Source organism: Bradyrhizobium sp. NC92, from assembly GCF_025200865.1.
Taxonomy (GTDB): Bacteria; Pseudomonadota; Alphaproteobacteria; order Rhizobiales; family Xanthobacteraceae; genus Bradyrhizobium.
In genome coordinates, this window is the sequence record NZ_CP104171.1 from 592,708 (window position 1) to 608,967 (window position 16,260).

13 protein-coding genes are annotated in these 16,260 nt (G+C 61.0%); 5 read left to right on the forward strand and 8 right to left on the reverse strand.

What is annotated here, in order from left to right:
• A complete protein-coding gene (locus tag N2602_RS02775) occupies nt 1-231 on the forward strand; it encodes a hypothetical protein (RefSeq protein WP_027571090.1) in 231 nt (76 codons plus the stop codon).
• Nucleotides 232-733: 502 nt separating this feature from the next.
• Here N2602_RS02775 and N2602_RS02780 read toward each other — a convergent pair.
• A complete protein-coding gene (locus tag N2602_RS02780) occupies nt 734-976 on the reverse strand; it encodes a hypothetical protein (RefSeq protein WP_260381687.1) in 243 nt (80 codons plus the stop codon).
• A gap of 616 nt (nt 977-1,592) precedes the next feature.
• Between N2602_RS02780 and N2602_RS02785 the strand changes: the two genes are divergently transcribed.
• The 3 genes from N2602_RS02785 to N2602_RS02795 all read left to right on the forward strand — a co-directional run bounded on the left by N2602_RS02785 (nt 1,593) and on the right by N2602_RS02795 (nt 5,663).
• Nucleotides 1,593-2,189: an RNA ligase family protein gene (locus tag N2602_RS02785; RefSeq protein ID WP_260381688.1), complete on the forward strand. Its 597-nt coding sequence runs from the start codon at nt 1,593-1,595 to the stop codon at nt 2,187-2,189.
• A 154-nt stretch (nt 2,190-2,343) separates the two neighbouring features.
• Nucleotides 2,344-5,112: an adenylate/guanylate cyclase domain-containing protein gene (locus N2602_RS02790; RefSeq protein WP_260381689.1), complete on the forward strand. Its 2,769-nt coding sequence runs from the start codon at nt 2,344-2,346 to the stop codon at nt 5,110-5,112.
• A 95-nt stretch (nt 5,113-5,207) separates the two neighbouring features.
• Nucleotides 5,208-5,663 (forward strand): hypothetical protein, encoded by a 456-nt coding sequence (locus N2602_RS02795; protein ID WP_260381690.1) that lies wholly within the window; start codon nt 5,208-5,210, stop codon nt 5,661-5,663.
• Nucleotides 5,664-5,908: 245 nt separating this feature from the next.
• Here N2602_RS02795 and N2602_RS02800 read toward each other — a convergent pair whose 3' ends face one another.
• Complete coding sequence (locus tag N2602_RS02800) at nt 5,909-8,932, reverse strand: BTAD domain-containing putative transcriptional regulator (protein WP_260381691.1); 3,024 nt, start codon at nt 8,930-8,932, stop codon at nt 5,909-5,911.
• Nucleotides 8,933-9,074: 142 nt separating this feature from the next.
• On the opposite strand from N2602_RS02800, the gene N2602_RS02805 reads away from it, so the two are divergent.
• On the forward strand, nt 9,075-9,365 hold the full coding sequence (locus N2602_RS02805; RefSeq protein WP_260381692.1) for a hypothetical protein: 291 nt from the start codon (nt 9,075-9,077) through the stop codon (nt 9,363-9,365).
• A gap of 278 nt (nt 9,366-9,643) precedes the next feature.
• Here the strand turns inward: N2602_RS02805 and N2602_RS02810 are convergent, their stop codons facing one another.
• From N2602_RS02810 to N2602_RS02835, 6 genes are all read right to left on the reverse strand, one after another.
• Nucleotides 9,644-10,636: an ABC transporter substrate-binding protein gene (locus tag N2602_RS02810; RefSeq protein WP_260381693.1), complete on the reverse strand. Its 993-nt coding sequence runs from the start codon at nt 10,634-10,636 to the stop codon at nt 9,644-9,646.
• 180 nt (nt 10,637-10,816) lie between these two features.
• Nucleotides 10,817-11,800 (reverse strand): ABC transporter substrate-binding protein, encoded by a 984-nt coding sequence (locus N2602_RS02815; RefSeq protein ID WP_260381694.1) that lies wholly within the window; start codon nt 11,798-11,800, stop codon nt 10,817-10,819.
• Between the two features lie 306 nt (nt 11,801-12,106).
• Entirely contained in the window at nt 12,107-13,147 is a 1,041-nt protein-coding gene (locus N2602_RS02820; RefSeq protein WP_260381695.1) for an SMI1/KNR4 family protein, read from the reverse strand.
• 204 nt (nt 13,148-13,351) lie between these two features.
• Nucleotides 13,352-14,428: a murein L,D-transpeptidase family protein gene (locus N2602_RS02825; RefSeq protein ID WP_260381696.1), complete on the reverse strand. Its 1,077-nt coding sequence runs from the start codon at nt 14,426-14,428 to the stop codon at nt 13,352-13,354.
• Nucleotides 14,429-14,460: 32 nt separating this feature from the next.
• Complete coding sequence (locus tag N2602_RS02830) at nt 14,461-15,138, reverse strand: nitroreductase (protein WP_260381697.1); 678 nt, start codon at nt 15,136-15,138, stop codon at nt 14,461-14,463.
• 154 nt (nt 15,139-15,292) lie between these two features.
• Nucleotides 15,293-16,246, reverse strand: a complete 954-nt coding sequence (locus N2602_RS02835; protein ID WP_260381698.1) for a LysR family transcriptional regulator — start codon at nt 16,244-16,246, stop codon at nt 15,293-15,295.
• Nucleotides 16,247-16,260: the final 14 nt, after the last annotated feature.

Here is a 16,260-nt window from a genome sequence, read left to right on the forward strand (position 1 = left end):
ATGGCAGACAAATCCGCTAACTCAGACCGGTTCGCGCGCGAACCACAAAGACGCATCGCCGCAGCGACAGCAATCGGCATGAATGCCTTGAACCCAATCATGCGCTTTCAGGTCTCAATGCTGAGGATGTGGGCCGATAGTATTGAGAGGTTCGCAGGCAATTACAAAAAGGAGTTGGAAGAAACTGCGACCGCCGTAGAGGAACAGACAGACAAGGAACGCGCCGCGTAGATCGACGCGAATGGTCACGTGGAATTCCCTTTGGGGACGCGGCACAGCTTGGGCGCGTCTCTACTGGTCCGTCAAAGCTTGCAGCGACGCTTCTATTTCCGCGAGGATGTCGTGCAGGAGCCCAAGCGCGAGCGAGTCGGTAACGTCGCGCTCCATCATGCGCTAGCGCATGATCTCGCGTTGAAGCTCTTGCTGTTCCTCGCCTTCGTCCATAGTGAGTTGTCCGCAATTACGCATGACGCCGAACGGCGACGATGGTTGCGGGCGATCTTGCAATATTTGAGCTGAAACTAAGGCATCCGGCACGCGCTATCCTGAGCGGGATGAGCGCTCCATTCAGAACATTCCGATCAGGCTGAAAAGGCCGATCTCGACCACGAACATCACGGCCATGACTGCGACCGTGAGGAACACATCGCCCACTGGGACAGGGGTCATGGCGCGCCTCGCACGTTGCGAAGCCCCGAAGCCCAATAGCCAACCTCCCGATCTCCGGATCGTTTCAGTTCGCCGGTCGGCGCTCGCCTAGCATTTCGAGTTCGGTGATCGCCTGCGCCGAAATCTGTGCAGGGTCTTTGAGCCCTTTTTGGACGATCTTGATGATTGTTTTCGCCACTAATTCCGTGAGCGGATCGTCGCGATCTTTAACGCACAGAGCACGTAGCGTTTGTTCGTAAGCCTTTATGATACACGCAATTTCTTTCGGTGCCATACCGTGGGTTTGCAAATGTAGGTAGATCGCCATGTCTCGCCCTCCAGCACGCCTGTGAGGTCGGAGAATACCATGGAACCGTAGGTTTACCGGCAAACCTTCATTGGAAGCCAATCGGAACGTCGAGCCGAGCGCGGCCGCCCTCTGAACCAAACCCGCGATCGATGCCGCTGTGCACCCCCGGACCAGCCTGCCCTCCTATGGGGCTGGAGGGGGACAATAGGGCAGGCGGTCCGACGGCTTGGCGCGTGAATGCGCCATGCAGTTCGCACGATAATCCACTTCGGTGATTGGGCTGTGTTCACTTGTGACTGGAACAAGTATTTGTAATGTTCCGACAAGGGAACAAGGCCGCAAAATGAAAGACATGCAGGCCCAGTTAGAGAGGCTTCGGCGAGACGCCGCTGAGTGCGCACTTATTCGAGATTTGGCGACCGATCCCCAAAAAGCGCGAGTTGTTTGGCCGATTGACCGAACATCTTGCTGGGCTCGCATCTGAGTGGAGCAAGCTGTCGGTGAGAGCACCGGGAGCGAAGTCGCGCCTGATCTGCCGCTCAGGCCGTAGAACAGGCCGCAGCTTTCGACTGCTTGTTGCATCTCGTATTCAGGCCGAGAATGCCTATCTTTCCCGCATGCGTTGATTTGAGTTTTGCCTGCCGACAAGGGCACTACGGTCCCGGACGGCCCCGATTGGCTGCATGAAATAAAGTATGATGGTTATCGCTTCCGCTTGGAGCGCGATGGCGACCGCGTGCGTCTGATCAAGCGCGGCGGCTACAATTGGGCCAGCCGTTATCCGTGGATTGTGGAAGCCGCGCGTAAGGTCCGCCAGAAGCAATTCGTGCTCGACGGCGAAGCTGTCGTGCTTGGCGTCGATGGCATCTCCGATTTCAACGCGCTGCACTCACGCAAGCATGACCACGAGGTGCAATTCTGTGCCTTCGACATTCTCGCCGAAGGCGGTGACGAGCTCCGCATGCTCCCGCTGTCGATGCGGAAGACAAACTTAGAGCGTCTGCTGGCGCGGCGCCCTGAAGGTGTCTTCATCAATCCTTTCGAACGCGGCGAGCTTGGGCCTGATCTGTTTCGCGCTGCCTGCAAACTGGGCTGGAAGGGTTGGTGTCGAAACGCGCGACCGGCCTTATCAGGCTGGGCGGAGCAAATACTGAGTCAAGGTGAAGAACCGCAAACACCCGGCGATGGAGCGCGAGCTGTGAGCAGAGCGGCAGGTCCGATCTGCAACTAACAGCGGACCTCAACGGCCAATTGGACCACTTCACCTTGGGGCCAGGAGCTGACCTTCACACCACTGCGTGCTTACATTTGAACGCGCCCAACATAAAATTTTGGGGTAGGTTTACGAAACTGGTGCTCTGAAGCAACCGAGCCTGGAGGCCCCCATGAACGTTGCGGCTTGGCTGCACGGTTTGGGACTAGGGCAATACGAGCGGGCATTCCGCGAGAACGACATTGACGCCCAGGTTCTTGTCCAATTGACCGCCGATGATCTGATCGGGGTGGGCGTCACTTCGGTCGGCCACCGGCGCAAGCTGCTCGCCGCGATCACGGCATTGCGTGATGCTACGGCAATGACGTCCATCCCAGGCGCGCCGGCCTCGATTTCGGCGGTGGCTTCGCGGCTGCCGGAGGCTGAGCGTCGGCAGGTAACGGTGCTGTTCGCCGACCTCGCCGGGTACACGAAGCTCGCCGACGAACTCGATGCAGAGGAGGTCCACGCCCTCCTTGGAAGCTTCTTCGACCTTGCCGATGCAAGCGTGGCCGATCACGGCGGAATTGTTGACAAGCACATTGGCGATTGCGTGATGGCTGTCTTCGGAGCTCCGGTGGCCCATGGCAATGACCCCGAGCGATGCGTCCGGGCTGCCCTTGAAATTCGGCGCCGCGTGCCCATGCTTGCGGCCGAACTTGGCCGCCCTATTGGCGTACACATCGGCATTGCCAGTGGCGAGGTTATGGCGAGCGGCACCGGCAGTGCGCGCCATCTTGAATATACGGTAACCGGCGACTCCGTGAACCTCGCCTCACGCCTGACGGATAAGGCGGAGACTGGCGAGATCCTCATTTCAGATTCAGTCCACCGGGCGCTTGCCGAACGGGTCGACTGCTCCGAGGTCGGTGAGCTGGCCATCAAAGGCCTCGCAAAGCCGGTCAGAGGGTGGCGACTCCGCGCCTTTCACGAGCCGGCCCGTTCGGAACGTCAAGTCTTTGTTGGACGGAAACGCGAACTACAGCAGCTCGAAGCAGCGCTGGTCCAGTGCCGGAACACGAGACGGGGTGGCGCCATCTACATCCACGGGGAGGCCGGAATCGGCAAAACCCGCCTGCTTGAGCAGTTCCAGGTGAAGGCCGCGGAAGAGAACTTCGCCTGTCACAGCGGGCTGGTGCTCGACTTCGGTATGGGCTCCGGCCAAGACGCAATCCGCTCGCTCATCCGCAGCCTGCTCGGCCTAACGGGCGAGAGCAGCCAGGAAGAGATCGACGCAGCGGCTGAGAAGGCCTTCAAGGATGGCACGCTTGCTGACGAGCGGCGGGTGTACCTGAACGACCTCCTGAATGTGCCGCAATCGACCGAGCTACGTACGCTCTATGATGCGATGGACAATGCGGCCCGCAACCGCGGCAAGCGGGCGACCGTTACCGAGCTAGTCACCCGCGTGAGCGACCGTCGTCCTCGGCTGCTGGTGATTGAGGACCTGCACTGGGCTGACCAGATGACTCTCGATCATGCAGCGAACCTTGTCGAGACAACCGCTGGGTGTCCGGCGCTCCTGGTCATGACCTCGCGGATCGAGCGCGACGCGCTCCATGAGCTCCGACGCGCGACGATTGCCGACCAGCCGATCGTGACGATTGAACTCGGTTCGCTTCAGCCGCGTGAAGCCAGCAGACTCGCCGCTGCCTACCTCGACACTCTCGGTGAGATCACCAAGCGCTGCGTCGAACGTGCCGCCGGCAATCCGCTATTTCTGGAGCAACTATTGCGGCATGCCGCGGACAGCACCGAAGGCGAGATCCCGGGGTCGATCCGCAGCTTGATACAGGCACGCTTGGATCGGCTCGCTTTGGCGGACAAGCGGGCGCTGCAAGCAGCCTCAGTGCTCGGCCAGCGTTTTACCGCCGAAGCGTTGGCAAACCTGCTCGATCAGCCCGGGTGGAATTGCGCCGACCTGGTGCGGCATCGCCTCGTGCGGCCTCAGGACGATCACTTCCTCTTCGCCCATGCGCTGATTCACGCGGGCGTCTACGAGACGCTGCTCAGGAGCCGGCGCCGCGCGTTGCACCGACGGGCCGCAGCTTGGTTCACGAGCCGTGACCTGACGTTGTGCGCACAGCATCTCGATCGCGGCGATGACGAAGGCGCACCCCGAGCTTATCTGGAAGCGGCTCGCGCCCAAGCAGCGGAATACCGGGCCGAACGGGCCCTGCGCCTCGTCGAACGCGGGATTGCCCTGGCAACGAAGCGGGCCGATCTGAGCGAACTATCCCTGCTTCGGGGGGAGATCTTGCACGATTTCGGTTCGGTTTCGGAATCAATTGCCGCGTTTGAGCAGGCCTTGGCAGTCGCCGACGTTGACATCGAGCGGTGTCGGGCCTGGCTTGGGCTCGCCGCCGGCCTGCGTGTGACGGATCGTTTTGATGAGGCCTTTGCAATGTTGGACAAGGCTGCGTCTGCGGCAGCTAACGAGGATCTCTCGGCCGAGCTTGCGCGGACGCATCACCTGCGTGGCAATCTCTACTTCCCGCTCGGAAGGCTCGTCGAGTGCGTGCAGGAGCATGAGCGTGCGCTCGACTGCGCCCGAAGAGCAAATTCGCCAGAGATGCAGGCGCGTGCGCTTGGCGGCCTGGGCGATGCCGAATACGCACGCGGTCGGATGGCCACTGCCCATCGGCACTTGAGCCGCTGCGCTGAGCTATCGCGAGCGTCCGGTGCCGGGCGCATCGAAGTCGCCAATCTCAGCATGGTCGCACATACCAAAGTCTACCTCAACGAGTTCTCCGACGCGCTCGCGACAGCCCAGACGGCGGTCGAGTTGGCGGCGCGGGTCGGGCATCAGCGGGCGGAAATCATCGCCCACAACGCGGCCTGCGCCGTGTTCCGCACGACCGGCGAGTTTGCACGTGGGAAGATGCATCAGAGCGGGCGCTGATCCTCGCTCGGCAGCTTGGCGCCAAAAGGTTCGAGGCGACCAGCCTCCGCGATCTGGCCATGGTCGCCCGCGCAGAGGCGAGTAGCGCAGAGGCGATGGACCTGCTGTACCGTGCCTTGGCGATCAGCCGCGAGGTCGGAGTCAATTTTGTGGGCCCGTGGATCCTTGGCCATCTTGCGGTCACGACTGAAAATCCAAATGAACGTCAAGCAGCGCTGACGGAAGGCGAGGAGATTCTCCGCAAAGGCGCGGTGAGCCACAATCATTTGTGGTTCTTCCGGTACGCGATGGATGCGGCGCTAGACTCTGAGGATTGGGACGGCGCGGAGCGGTACAGTGTGGCGCTCGAGGACTATACACGGTCAGAACCGTTACCTTGGGCCAACTTCTTCATCCGATATGGACGCGCGGTCGGTGCATATGGTCGCTGCCAACCCGAACAAGATACGACCAGCAAGCTTGCCGACCTGGTAGCCGAGGCCCGGCGCCTTGGCATCGGTCCGGCGCTTCAGACCTTGCGCGACCGCACCAGAAACGTGACGCAACTGTAGTCCGGGTTTTGAAATGAAGCATCAGTCCAAATCAAGAACGTCATTTCTGCGGCGCCGATCTTGCCGATTGATAACGACGTGCGCAGGACCAAGTCGGACAGGTCCGCTAAGGGTTCACGAGCGGCGGTTACCATAACCATCGCACAACGTCCGGTCCCCCGCAGACAGCCGACATGGCTGGTGGCGGCTGTGTTGTTCGGCTGAGGGCCATCAATCATCGTTCATTCTGACTAATGCTCCGCAAGTTATCGACATTCGGCATTAGACGCGCCCATCGCGGCCAGGGCGTGTTGGACTTTAGTGGTCGCATATTCGACCATCTCGCGATGGGTCATCGCCGCACCGCGGCGCTTCGCCGCCTCGAAGGAGGCATTCCCGAGCACATGACGAACGCGCGCGAGAATATCAGGCAGTTCCTGGAAAAAACCGATCGATGGGATCATCTGAGAAAGGGCGCCACTCAGCGTGGCCGCGACCTCTGGGTTGCCCAGCCGCTCAAACAGAAGAATCAGGGTCCCGGTCGTGAGCGTTGCAAGACCGATCTCTGTTGACTGGCTCCAAATCTCGAGCATTCGCGGCAGGGTTTGCAGCGTCTTCACCGGATCGCCACTCCGCACCTGCAACTCGGCAACGGCGGGGATGATGACGATTTCCCAGTAACGGTTACCGGAGGTCCGGGCATGCGCCAAGGCCTTCTCGAACGCATCCAAAGCGCGGGGCGGATCGGCTTCGCTAAAGGCTCTTCCCTTGGAAAACAGCGCAGCAATCAACGAGCTTGGAGTCCGAGTGGCCGCGACCTTGTCCACGATGTCGTCGGCGAGCGCCATCGCCTCCTTATGCGCGCCGGTCATTGCCAGGTAGAAGGGAAGCGTTGCCAGGCATTGCCGCTCGCGTCGGTCCGCCGGGTGCTCGGCGCCGGCACGCGAAAAGTTGACAGCGCTTTCTGCATTGCCCTCTCGAGACGCAATCATGGCCAGAACCGCGAACGCCCAGACCGGCGGATCAAAGTCGGCATTCCCGATCAGCGCTATTGCTTCCTCGGCGTAGAGCGTCGCTTCTTGAATACGGCCCAGGTTCCACGCTCTTTTTGCTGCATAAGTCAGCAGGGCGCCGAGCCGGCGATGGCCGACGCGCCGTGCCACATTGACGATCTCCGTCGGCCAATTGAGAGGTTCGCTGCGCACCCGGAGGATTGCCATGCTCGGGATCCTGGATGCGATGCGGGCCGCAACATCGATATCCTCTTGGCTGCTCGCCCACCGAAACGCTGCGCGCAGATTGTCCACCTCCTGATCGAGCCAGTGATACGCCATAAGTTGCTGTGGGCTTCGCCAGATCCTGTGGTGAGCCTCCGCGTCCTCCGCAAAAAATTGTGCATGGCGGCCCCGAAAGATCTCGGTTTCGCCCAGCATGTCGAGCCGCTCCTCGGCAAACTGTCTGATCGTTTCGAGCTGGTGATAGCGGACCACCTTCCCGGCTCGTGTGACGCTAAGAAGCGACTTTCGCACCAGCGAATCCAGGAGGTGGAGAACGTCGGCGGCATCGATGTCGCCACCGCTGCAAACGCGCTCGGCAGCCTCCAGCCTAAAACCTCCGGCAAATACCGACGCGCGCGAAAGCACGGCCTGCTCAGCTGACGACAGCAAGTCATATGACCATTCGACCGCGTGGCGCAGTGTCTGATGTCGCTTCAGGACGCGTCGCGATCCGCTCGTGAGCAGGCGGAAGCGTTCATCCAGGCGATCGCGGATCTGAGTGGGAGTCAGTGCCCGCGTTCGAGCGGCTGCAAGCTCGATTGCCAGAGGGATGCCATCGAGACGACGGCATATTTCGCAGACCGTTTCACCGTCACCATTAAGTTCGAAGTGTGGTTGAACAAACCGAGCGCGCTCTACGAATAACTCCACTGCCGGTGCATCAACTCCCTCGCCGCATTCAAGTGGAAGCACCGGGTAAGTCCGCTCGCCGTCGATCATCAACGTCTCTCGGCTGGTCGCCAGCAGGGTGACACGTGGGCATGCTGACAGGATCTCGCGTGCAAGGCCGGCGATCGCATCGACCAAGTGCTCGCAGTTGTCGAGGATGAGAAGAAGGCTTCGCCCGGACAACGAATTGGCGATGCTTTTCTCGATGGTTTTGCCGGCTTGCTGCGTAATGCTGAAAACGTCGGCGACAGCGTGACCGGTCGCATTGGGATCATCGAAGGCGGCAAGCTCCACCAACCATGTGCCATCTGGATAGTTGTCGCGCAGCTTCGCCGCAAGCTGGAGCGCGAGCCGCGTCTTGCCAATCCCTCCGGGTCCAGTCAGCGTGACCAGCCGCGCGCCGGCAAGCATCTCGCCGGCCCTGGCGAGATCACTGTCGCGTCCCAGAAAACTTGTTGCCTCAACAGGCAGATTGCTCGGTGCGGCATTCGCGTGCATCGACGGTGGAATGCTTCTGGTCAGGCCTTCCGCGTCTAGTGATTGATCGCTGGTCTCACTGACAGAACCATCCGGCATCAAGCTGCGTAACGTTGAGACCGTGGGCTGCGCGCGGTTCCACTCGCGCAGGATATAACGGTACAACGTCTTGGTCTGCGCGTCCGGCTCAATTCCCAGTTCTCTGGAGAGCAATTCGGCACAGCTGCGATATTGGCGGAGCGCTGCGCCTTGTCTGCCCTGCCGGGCGTACAGCACCATCAGGGTACGGTGAATACGCTCTTGCAAAGGATCTGCGGTTAGCAGGCGCGTTGCAATGTGAATGCCACGTTCGATATTACCTGCGGACAGGTGATGGTCGAGCAGCTTGGCCATGGCTTGCAAGGCGAGTTCACGGAACCGCTGACGTTCCGCCGCTGCCCAATTATCATACTCCGGCGCTGATATCTGAAAGCCCTCGAGGAGTTCGCCGCGATAGATTCCGATGGCACGCTCCAGGTTCTCCACCCTCGATTTCGCGATAAGATCTTCGAACAATTTTGCGTCGATCTCCAGCGCGGCCGACGCAAGGCAGATCGTGTCCTCGTGAGCAATCAAGGCACCGGGACAGGCGCGTGACAATGCCTTGCGCAAAATGCTCAGCGCCTGTCGTAAGCTGTCGCGGGCCTGCGTCTCGCTGTGGTCACCCCATAACAGAGCGGCAAGTTTTGGCCGCGTCTGTGCTTCGCCTGCGTGCAATGCCAGATAGGCCAGCAGGGCTGTCGTCTTTTTGGTGGTCAACGGAATGGGCTCTCCGGTGGCCATCTGGAGCCGGAAACTGCCGAGAAGTGCGAGGTTTGCCTTCGCCATATCCGCCGGCCCTTTGCTCAGGGTGCAAAAAGCACCCGGTCCGACGATTTTGCGAATTTATCACGCTGGCGGCGACAGGTCCATTGCGGCGGACCAGTAGTCTGATTGGGAGGTCAGGGCCACCTACTACATGGAGATCACTATGTGGAATCGATTTGCGATCGCAGCCACCGCAGCTCTCGTGATGGGAACAGTCGGAGCCAAGGCTACGGAACTGCCGACGTATGAAGTCATGGGCTTTCCGATCACGCCGCACCAGTTCGTGACGTTGGGCCCGGCCAACGCTCAGCAGGAGACGTCTGCAGCTGGCCTGTCGGCTCCGGTCTTGGCGCCGCGCCAAGGAGGTCGCGATGAGCAGATTGCCAGCAGCGGCGAACGCGCGATCACAGCGCTGGCCCTCTCCCCGGTTGTTGCGATCGAGCCTGCGCGGTAGCTGGCGCTGTCGCGCGGTGTCTTTCCTCCAGCAGCCACCGCGCGGCAGTCCGCGCTATCGCCGCGCTCCTGGCCCGCGGGCGACCGTCGCCCGCGCGAAGCGGGTGCAAGTGCTGCGTCGCAAATGCTTGTGGCGCAGGTCGGCTATGGGTCCGAAGGCTGCCGGCGGTAGCCAGCATTATCTTGGTCAGCTCACCTCTCGACGGCGGACATAGCGGCGCTTTGCATCGAGGTCAGCCACGGGCCAGAAGCCGTCTTTATACCTGCAGTGAACGCTCCTCATTCGATCACTTCGTCGGCCCGTGCAAGTAGCTGCTCAGAGAACACTACTCCGACTTCCTTTCCAGCCGCGCGATTGATGACGAGCTCGAACTTTGTCGGCTGGTAAAACGGAATGTCAGCTGGCTTCGAGCCCTTGAGAATCTGATCAATGGCACCGGCGGCACGGCGAAAAATCTCAACCAGATCTATCCCATAAGCTACCAGCCCGCCGGCTTCGACAAACGAACGAAACGGGTAAATGGTCGGTAATCGGGACTTCCCTGCCAAATCGACGATTAGTTGTCGCTTTGTAATGTGCTCCGGACTACCGTCGACGAAAAGAGCATCGGTACCTATCAGCGACATTGTCGCAAAGAGACTTCGGTATTCTTCCTCACTCCCAGTATCCACATAAGAGGGGCCCACAACGGTGATTCCGGCCTTATCGGCCGCGTCCCGTATTGCGGCTGCCTCCGGATTTGCTCTTGTAGCCAAAATACCGAGTTTTGATATCTTAGGAGCAATCTCCCTCAGAAGCTCGATGCGTTTTGCCCAAAGCTCTAAGCCGGGATCTACGGTAACGCCAGTGATGTTTCCGCCCGGCCGAGCGATGCTGGCTGCAATACCGTGACCCACGGGGTCGCTGGTCATGGCAACAACGGGGACTATTGACGTTGCGTGCTTCATGGCAAGGACCAGAGAAACACTAATCGCAAAAACAACGTCTGGATTACGAGCTGCGGCATCGCTAGCGAGCTTAGGATAGCCATCAACGCGACCTTCTCCGGAGAAGCGTTCGATGAATAGATTGCTCCCTTCGACATAACCGAGACGGCGAAGTTCCCTGAAGAACTCCCGGTAGTAACGAAAGCGGCTAAGTTCGTTCAGCTCTGTTACGGGGTGCGATGGATGCAATATCGCCATCCGACGCACTTTACTGGATTGCCCGTGTGCGCCAGCAGGCAGCATGGATGCTGCACCAACAAACGCAATGAAATCGCGTCGTCGCATGTGTCCCTCCCAATGCCAGGGCTGCACTGAGACAATGTAGCAGATCCCAAGCCGGATGTCCGTTGTGGGTCAAACGCGAAGAACTCAGGTTGAGCAAATCTGGTCCGCTCTGGCTCAACGAGCGGACTTCCGACCGCGGAGGCGCAACTTCGCAGATGGGCCAGAAGCAGAATTCTACACTCACTCGATGGTGCTGTCGGCACGAGAGAGTAGTATCGGCGGAATTTCGAGACCTAGCATTTTAGCTGTCTTGAGATTGATGACCAATTCGAACTTTGTCGGCTGCTCAACAGGTACGTCGGCAATATGTGCGCCTCGCAATAGTCTTGCGACTTGACGCGCGCATTGCTCGAAGACCGCGCTGAGGCGAGGACCGTATGCCATCAGTCCACCTTCTTCCGCCTGTTCGGGCCATTGCAGAATGGCGGGGAGACGACGGAGGGCTAGCCTATCGCGGATCAGGTGCTGGAATTTCGATGCCAGGATCGGCGAGGCCAGCAGGTTAACGGCCTCAACCTCTTCGATCTTCATGGCGTCAATTACCCGGATGAGATCTTCCTCTGATCGAGCGGCAAACGGAACGATCTCGACGCCGAGCCTCTTGGCCGCGCTTTTAAGAGCATCCATGTTTGGTATCGGCACGCGGTCGGCGAGAGCAGCTATTCGCCGGGTACCCGGCAGTGCTTCATGTAGCAACTCCAAGCGCTTGGCATCGAGCTGGAACGCAAAGATGGCGACACCAGTAGTGTTACCTTCGGGACGCGGCATCGAGGCGACAAGCTCGCTGCCGACCAAGTCGTCCGCGATCACCACGATTGGAATGCGCTGCGTGGCTTTCTGTGCTGCACGCCCTGCTTCGGCCCCAACCACCACCAACACATCTGGACTGGCCTTGGCCAGTTCAACGGCCATACTGACATAAGATACGGCGGCCGCGCTTTCGCCACGACTGTCGATCTCGAGGTTGCTGCCTTTGACAAAGCCGACTCTGTCCAGCTCATCGAAGAAGCTGGGTGGTATAGGTCCCAGTTGCGCAACGCGGTGGCGCCGGCCAGCCCGCTGCTGCGCGTGGGCCCCGAGCGGCGATGCCGCAGCGCCGGCAATCAGCGTGATGAACTCGCGCCGTTTCATGGGAGCCAGGGAGCCTTTGACCGGATTTTTCATACTAGCACATCGGAGCCGAAGACGGTTGTCCCGCTTCGAGTCAAAAGCCGCCGTCGGCGAGCAGCGCGATCTTGTCTGCTCGCCCTAGAAGGGGACGTGTCCACAACAGAACTGGGCGGTGTCCGGAATTCGCGCCGTCGGCCCGTTCGCATGGCCCAGGCAGTTAAGCGGTAAGTGCCCTTCGATGCCAAAATCTAAGTTGTTGAAACTTCTTCAGTTTCCGAGGCGGGCGTGGTTTAGTCGACTGGAGAATGTTAGAACTCGGTTTCTCTCCCTCCGCCACCGGCTCGAATCAATCGCGCCGGCTTACTTGCCTGGCGCGCCAGCAAACGTCGCCAAGCGGCCGAGCAGGGCCGCCTCGGCCTTGGGGGCCAGACGGTAGCCTTCCGCCATCTTGACGATGTCGCCGCGGGCGACGCACGCGTCCCACCAGTCCCTCACAAAGCCCTCGGCGTACCCGCGCGTGTTGAAGCCGTAAGGTTCGGCGACGAGGTCGAAAGCAATCATCAGCTCGTAACAGGGCGAGTCGTAGGAGGTGCCGGTCTCGGGACGGCCCACGAAAGCCTCGAAGGACTTGGCGGTACAAAGGCTCGAATAGAGCCAGAACATCAGCCCATACATCAGATGCGAGCGCTCGTCGTCGTGCAGGGCAAAGAAGCCTTTCTCGTCCACGATCTGCCGGGCCAAGGTGCGCAACATTCGCTCGCCGTGCGGCAGACGGTCGCCGACGGCGGCCAAAGCTCGCACCACGATCGGCGATAACGTTCCCTGCTCGACGGTTGCGATCGCAGCAGCCCGATCCTCATCAGCGGTGTCGTACTCGGACTCCTCGACCAAGCCTCGAATGAAGGTCTCGAAGTCCGGCGCGATGACGGCGATGCTGTAGTCAGCCTCTTGGTCGACGTACACGACCTGCGGCTCGCCGCGCTTTCCGCAGGTCCGGTAGTCCAGCATAATCAGCTCGTGGCCTCCGGCCGGCGTGTCGGCGATGCCGATGCCAATCGGCGGGTAGCCCCATTCCTCGATCATGAACTTGGCGCCGAGCTCACCGCCGAGTGAATATTTGGACGTGCGGCCGATGGCGTAGAGGCCCTCGATTGCCACGTGGTCCTCCGCCCAGCCTGTACGCTCCTTCATCGGGTGGCAGTTGCGCTTGACCATTCCGCCATTGTGGCGGCGTGCGAGATCGACATAGGCGGCCGGCAGCCGATACCCGCCCATCTCCTCTTCAATGGAGGCGATCAGCTCGTCGCTTGGCGGAGGCTCGACATAGTTCTCCAGGGAATACGGACAGTCGTCCCAGAAGCCTTCGAAGTCGAAGCCGTCAAAGGGCCTTTTCGACGTCATCCGCGTTACCCCATGATCTTACGGGAGACCCATCCAAACCCAGATCCGACAAACACCGTAGCTTTCTCGATAGATCTCGGCTCCGACGCCACCGCATTCGCTGGGACGGAATGTCGATGCCAGCCACCGTCGGCTGATGATCCATCGCGGACGCCGCACGAGCGTTCAGCACCGACCTGACGGGAAGCCGATACGCGTTGGATTTCATTCCGGCGGCTGGTCCAACAAGCTGCCAAACCATCTGCTCGTCAACGAGCCATCCCTGTCGATCCAGGGGATCGGTGGCAATTGCGGCAGGTAGGATGCATACGGCATGACTTTCGCAAGCGTCACTCTGCCCGGAAATCGTGTGAGGAACACCTTGTTCATTCCTCCGTCCAGTCCGCTGTATATCGGGGCGGCCGGCAAATCATCTTCAAGCAATCGCGCGTATTCGAGCTCGTCGGCGCGCCTCTTCTCCAGGGCCCGCCGCGCGATGTCCGGATTGACGGCGAAGGGGGGACATTTTTCGGTAGGGTTGAACACTGGAGGCGACGGCGAATTCGGTGGACCTTGCGCATCGAAGACGTAGCGGCGGTCGCACACATCCACCTTCGGTTCGATTCGCGTCGTCTCGAAATGATCGTTGCCGACCTTGAGCATTTTCCAGAACGCGAGGTTGGGACTGTTTCGATGCCGCGCCAGATTTGCCGGTGTCAGGCGGAACGGATAGGCCTGGACCTGGAACGACGGGCGGCCGCCGAGGAATGTGTCGCGCGCCAGCGCATAGATTTCGCCGATCTGTTCGTCGGTCATGGCATAGCAACCGCTCGACCAGCAGTCGCCGTGGATCATGAGGAAGCTGCCATTGCGCTTGTGCGCCTTGTCGAACGTGTTGGGGAAGCCGAGGTTGATCGAAAGATAGAAGTTGGAGTTGGGGTTCATCAACTCAGGTGTAATCGTATAGAACCCTTCCGGAGCTTGTCGGTCGCCCTCGTGCAATTTCGGCCCGAGATCGCCCGACCACCGGCAGATCGGATAGGTCTTGAGGATCTGGAAACGGCCGGTCGTGTCCTGTTTCCAGACCTCGAGCTCGGCCTCCTCCTTGAAAAGACGCACGAGGATAGGTGAATACTTCGGCATCCTTTTCTGCTCGAGCAGCGAGAGCAGCTCATCAGGTAGTTCCCGCGTCGCCTTCGCCGGCAACGGCTTGCTGCTTTCGCCAAGACACATGACCGGCGTCAAGGCGGCGGCAAAAGCCGCCGCCAGCACAAGGACACGTCGGACCATGGCGCGGATCACTGCTGTGCCTCCAGCCCTTCCGGCCCGCGCCGCTACGTCTCGAACCCGACGAACACCGTCGCTTCCTCGACGGACTTCCGCTCCGACACCACGGCATTCGCCGGAAAAGTTTCATCCGGCCAGCCCAGCGCGATGCTTTTCATGATGACCTGATCGTCGGCGATCCCTGCGTGCTCGCGCACCACGGGGGATTGCATGATGCCCTGGCTGTTGATCACGGCGCCGAGCCCGCGGGACCACGCGGCATTGACCAGGGCGGTCGCCACGGCGCCGCAGTCGAAGGGCGTATCGTCGCTACCGTCGAGCACGCGGTCATAGGTGATGATCACGCAGACGGGCGCTTCGAACTGACGGAAGCCGCGCAGGACCCAGTCCTGGCGCTTCTCCATGTTGTCGCGCTCGATTCCCATTGCGGAGAATAATTGCTTGGCGACGCCGACCTGCCTGTCGCGGTGCTTGCTTGCAAAGGCCTGGCCCGTGCGGAACTCGCGCGACTGCGGGATGCCCGCCAGCATCCGTTCGGTATTGCCGGCGCGGATCCGATCAAGTGGTTCGCCGGTGATGACATAGAAATTCCAGGGCTGGGTGTTCATCGACGACGGAGCGCGCATCGCCAATCCAATGATTTCCGCAATCAGCTCCTTGGGCACCGGATCCGGCTTGTAGCCGCGGATGCTCCGGCGACCGAGGATGACGTCATCGAACTGCATGTGTGTGGAATTCCCCTGGCGAGTTCTGAAACAGCCGGGATTTTCGCGATTTCCGCGCCCTCGCGCAAGCTCCGGCGGCGTGTCCTCAACGGTCCAGCCACACGGAACATGATCGCCAATCTGGATTGGCTGACGCTCGCTCCGCCATCGCGCCTCACCCCACCAGCTTCCACTTCCCATCCGCGGCCCGCTTCAATGCGGGGTCGCTCACGCGCACGTGCTCGGCGAGGAAATCGATGAACGCGCGCACGCGTGCCGGGAGTGGCGCGGTGTGGCCAACATAGACGGCGTGGATGTCTTCGCGGTCGCCGGGATTGTAGCCTTGCAGCACCGGGACGAGGCGGCCGGATTCGATATCGGGGCCGATGTGGAAGAGCGCGAGGCGCGCGAGACCGGCGCCGCCGAGGCAGAGGCGGCGGGCGGCTTCGCCGTCGCTGGCGCGTGCGACGGGCGGGGGCAGGGCCTCCTCGGCGTGGTCGCCACGCCTGAACGGCCAGCCGCGGATGCTGCGCGGAAAGGTCCAGCCGATGCCGCGGTGGTCGGCGAGATCGGCCGGAATCTTCGGCGTGCCGCAACGGGCGAGATAATCCGGCGCGCCGACCACGACCATGCGGCTGGTGCCGAGCTTTCGCGCGACCAGACGCGAGGCGCGCAGCGGACCGACGCGGATGGCGACATCGGCGCGCTCCTGCATCAGGTCGATCACCGTATCGGTCAGCACGAGATCGAGCGTGACGTCGGGATGCTGCTTCAGAAAGCGCGGGATCAACGGCATCACATGCAGCATGCCGAAGGGAATGTTGCAATTGACCGTGAGGCGGCCGCGCGGTGCCGCGCCTGAGGCCGCCTCGCGTTCGGCCTCCTCCATCTCGGCGAGAATGCGCAACGAGCGCTCGTAGAAGGCCTGGCCTTCCGCCGTCATCGTCAGCTTGCGCGTCGTGCGGTTGACGAGCCGTGCGCCGAGGCGCGCCTCCAGACGCGAGATCAGCTTGCTGACGCCCGATGGCGTCAGGCGCAGCTTTCGCGCGGCCTGGGTGAAGCCGCCGAGGTCCACGACGCGGACGAAGACCTCCATCTCGGCCGAGCGGTTGGTGTCGAAACGGGCCATGTTGAATTCATGTC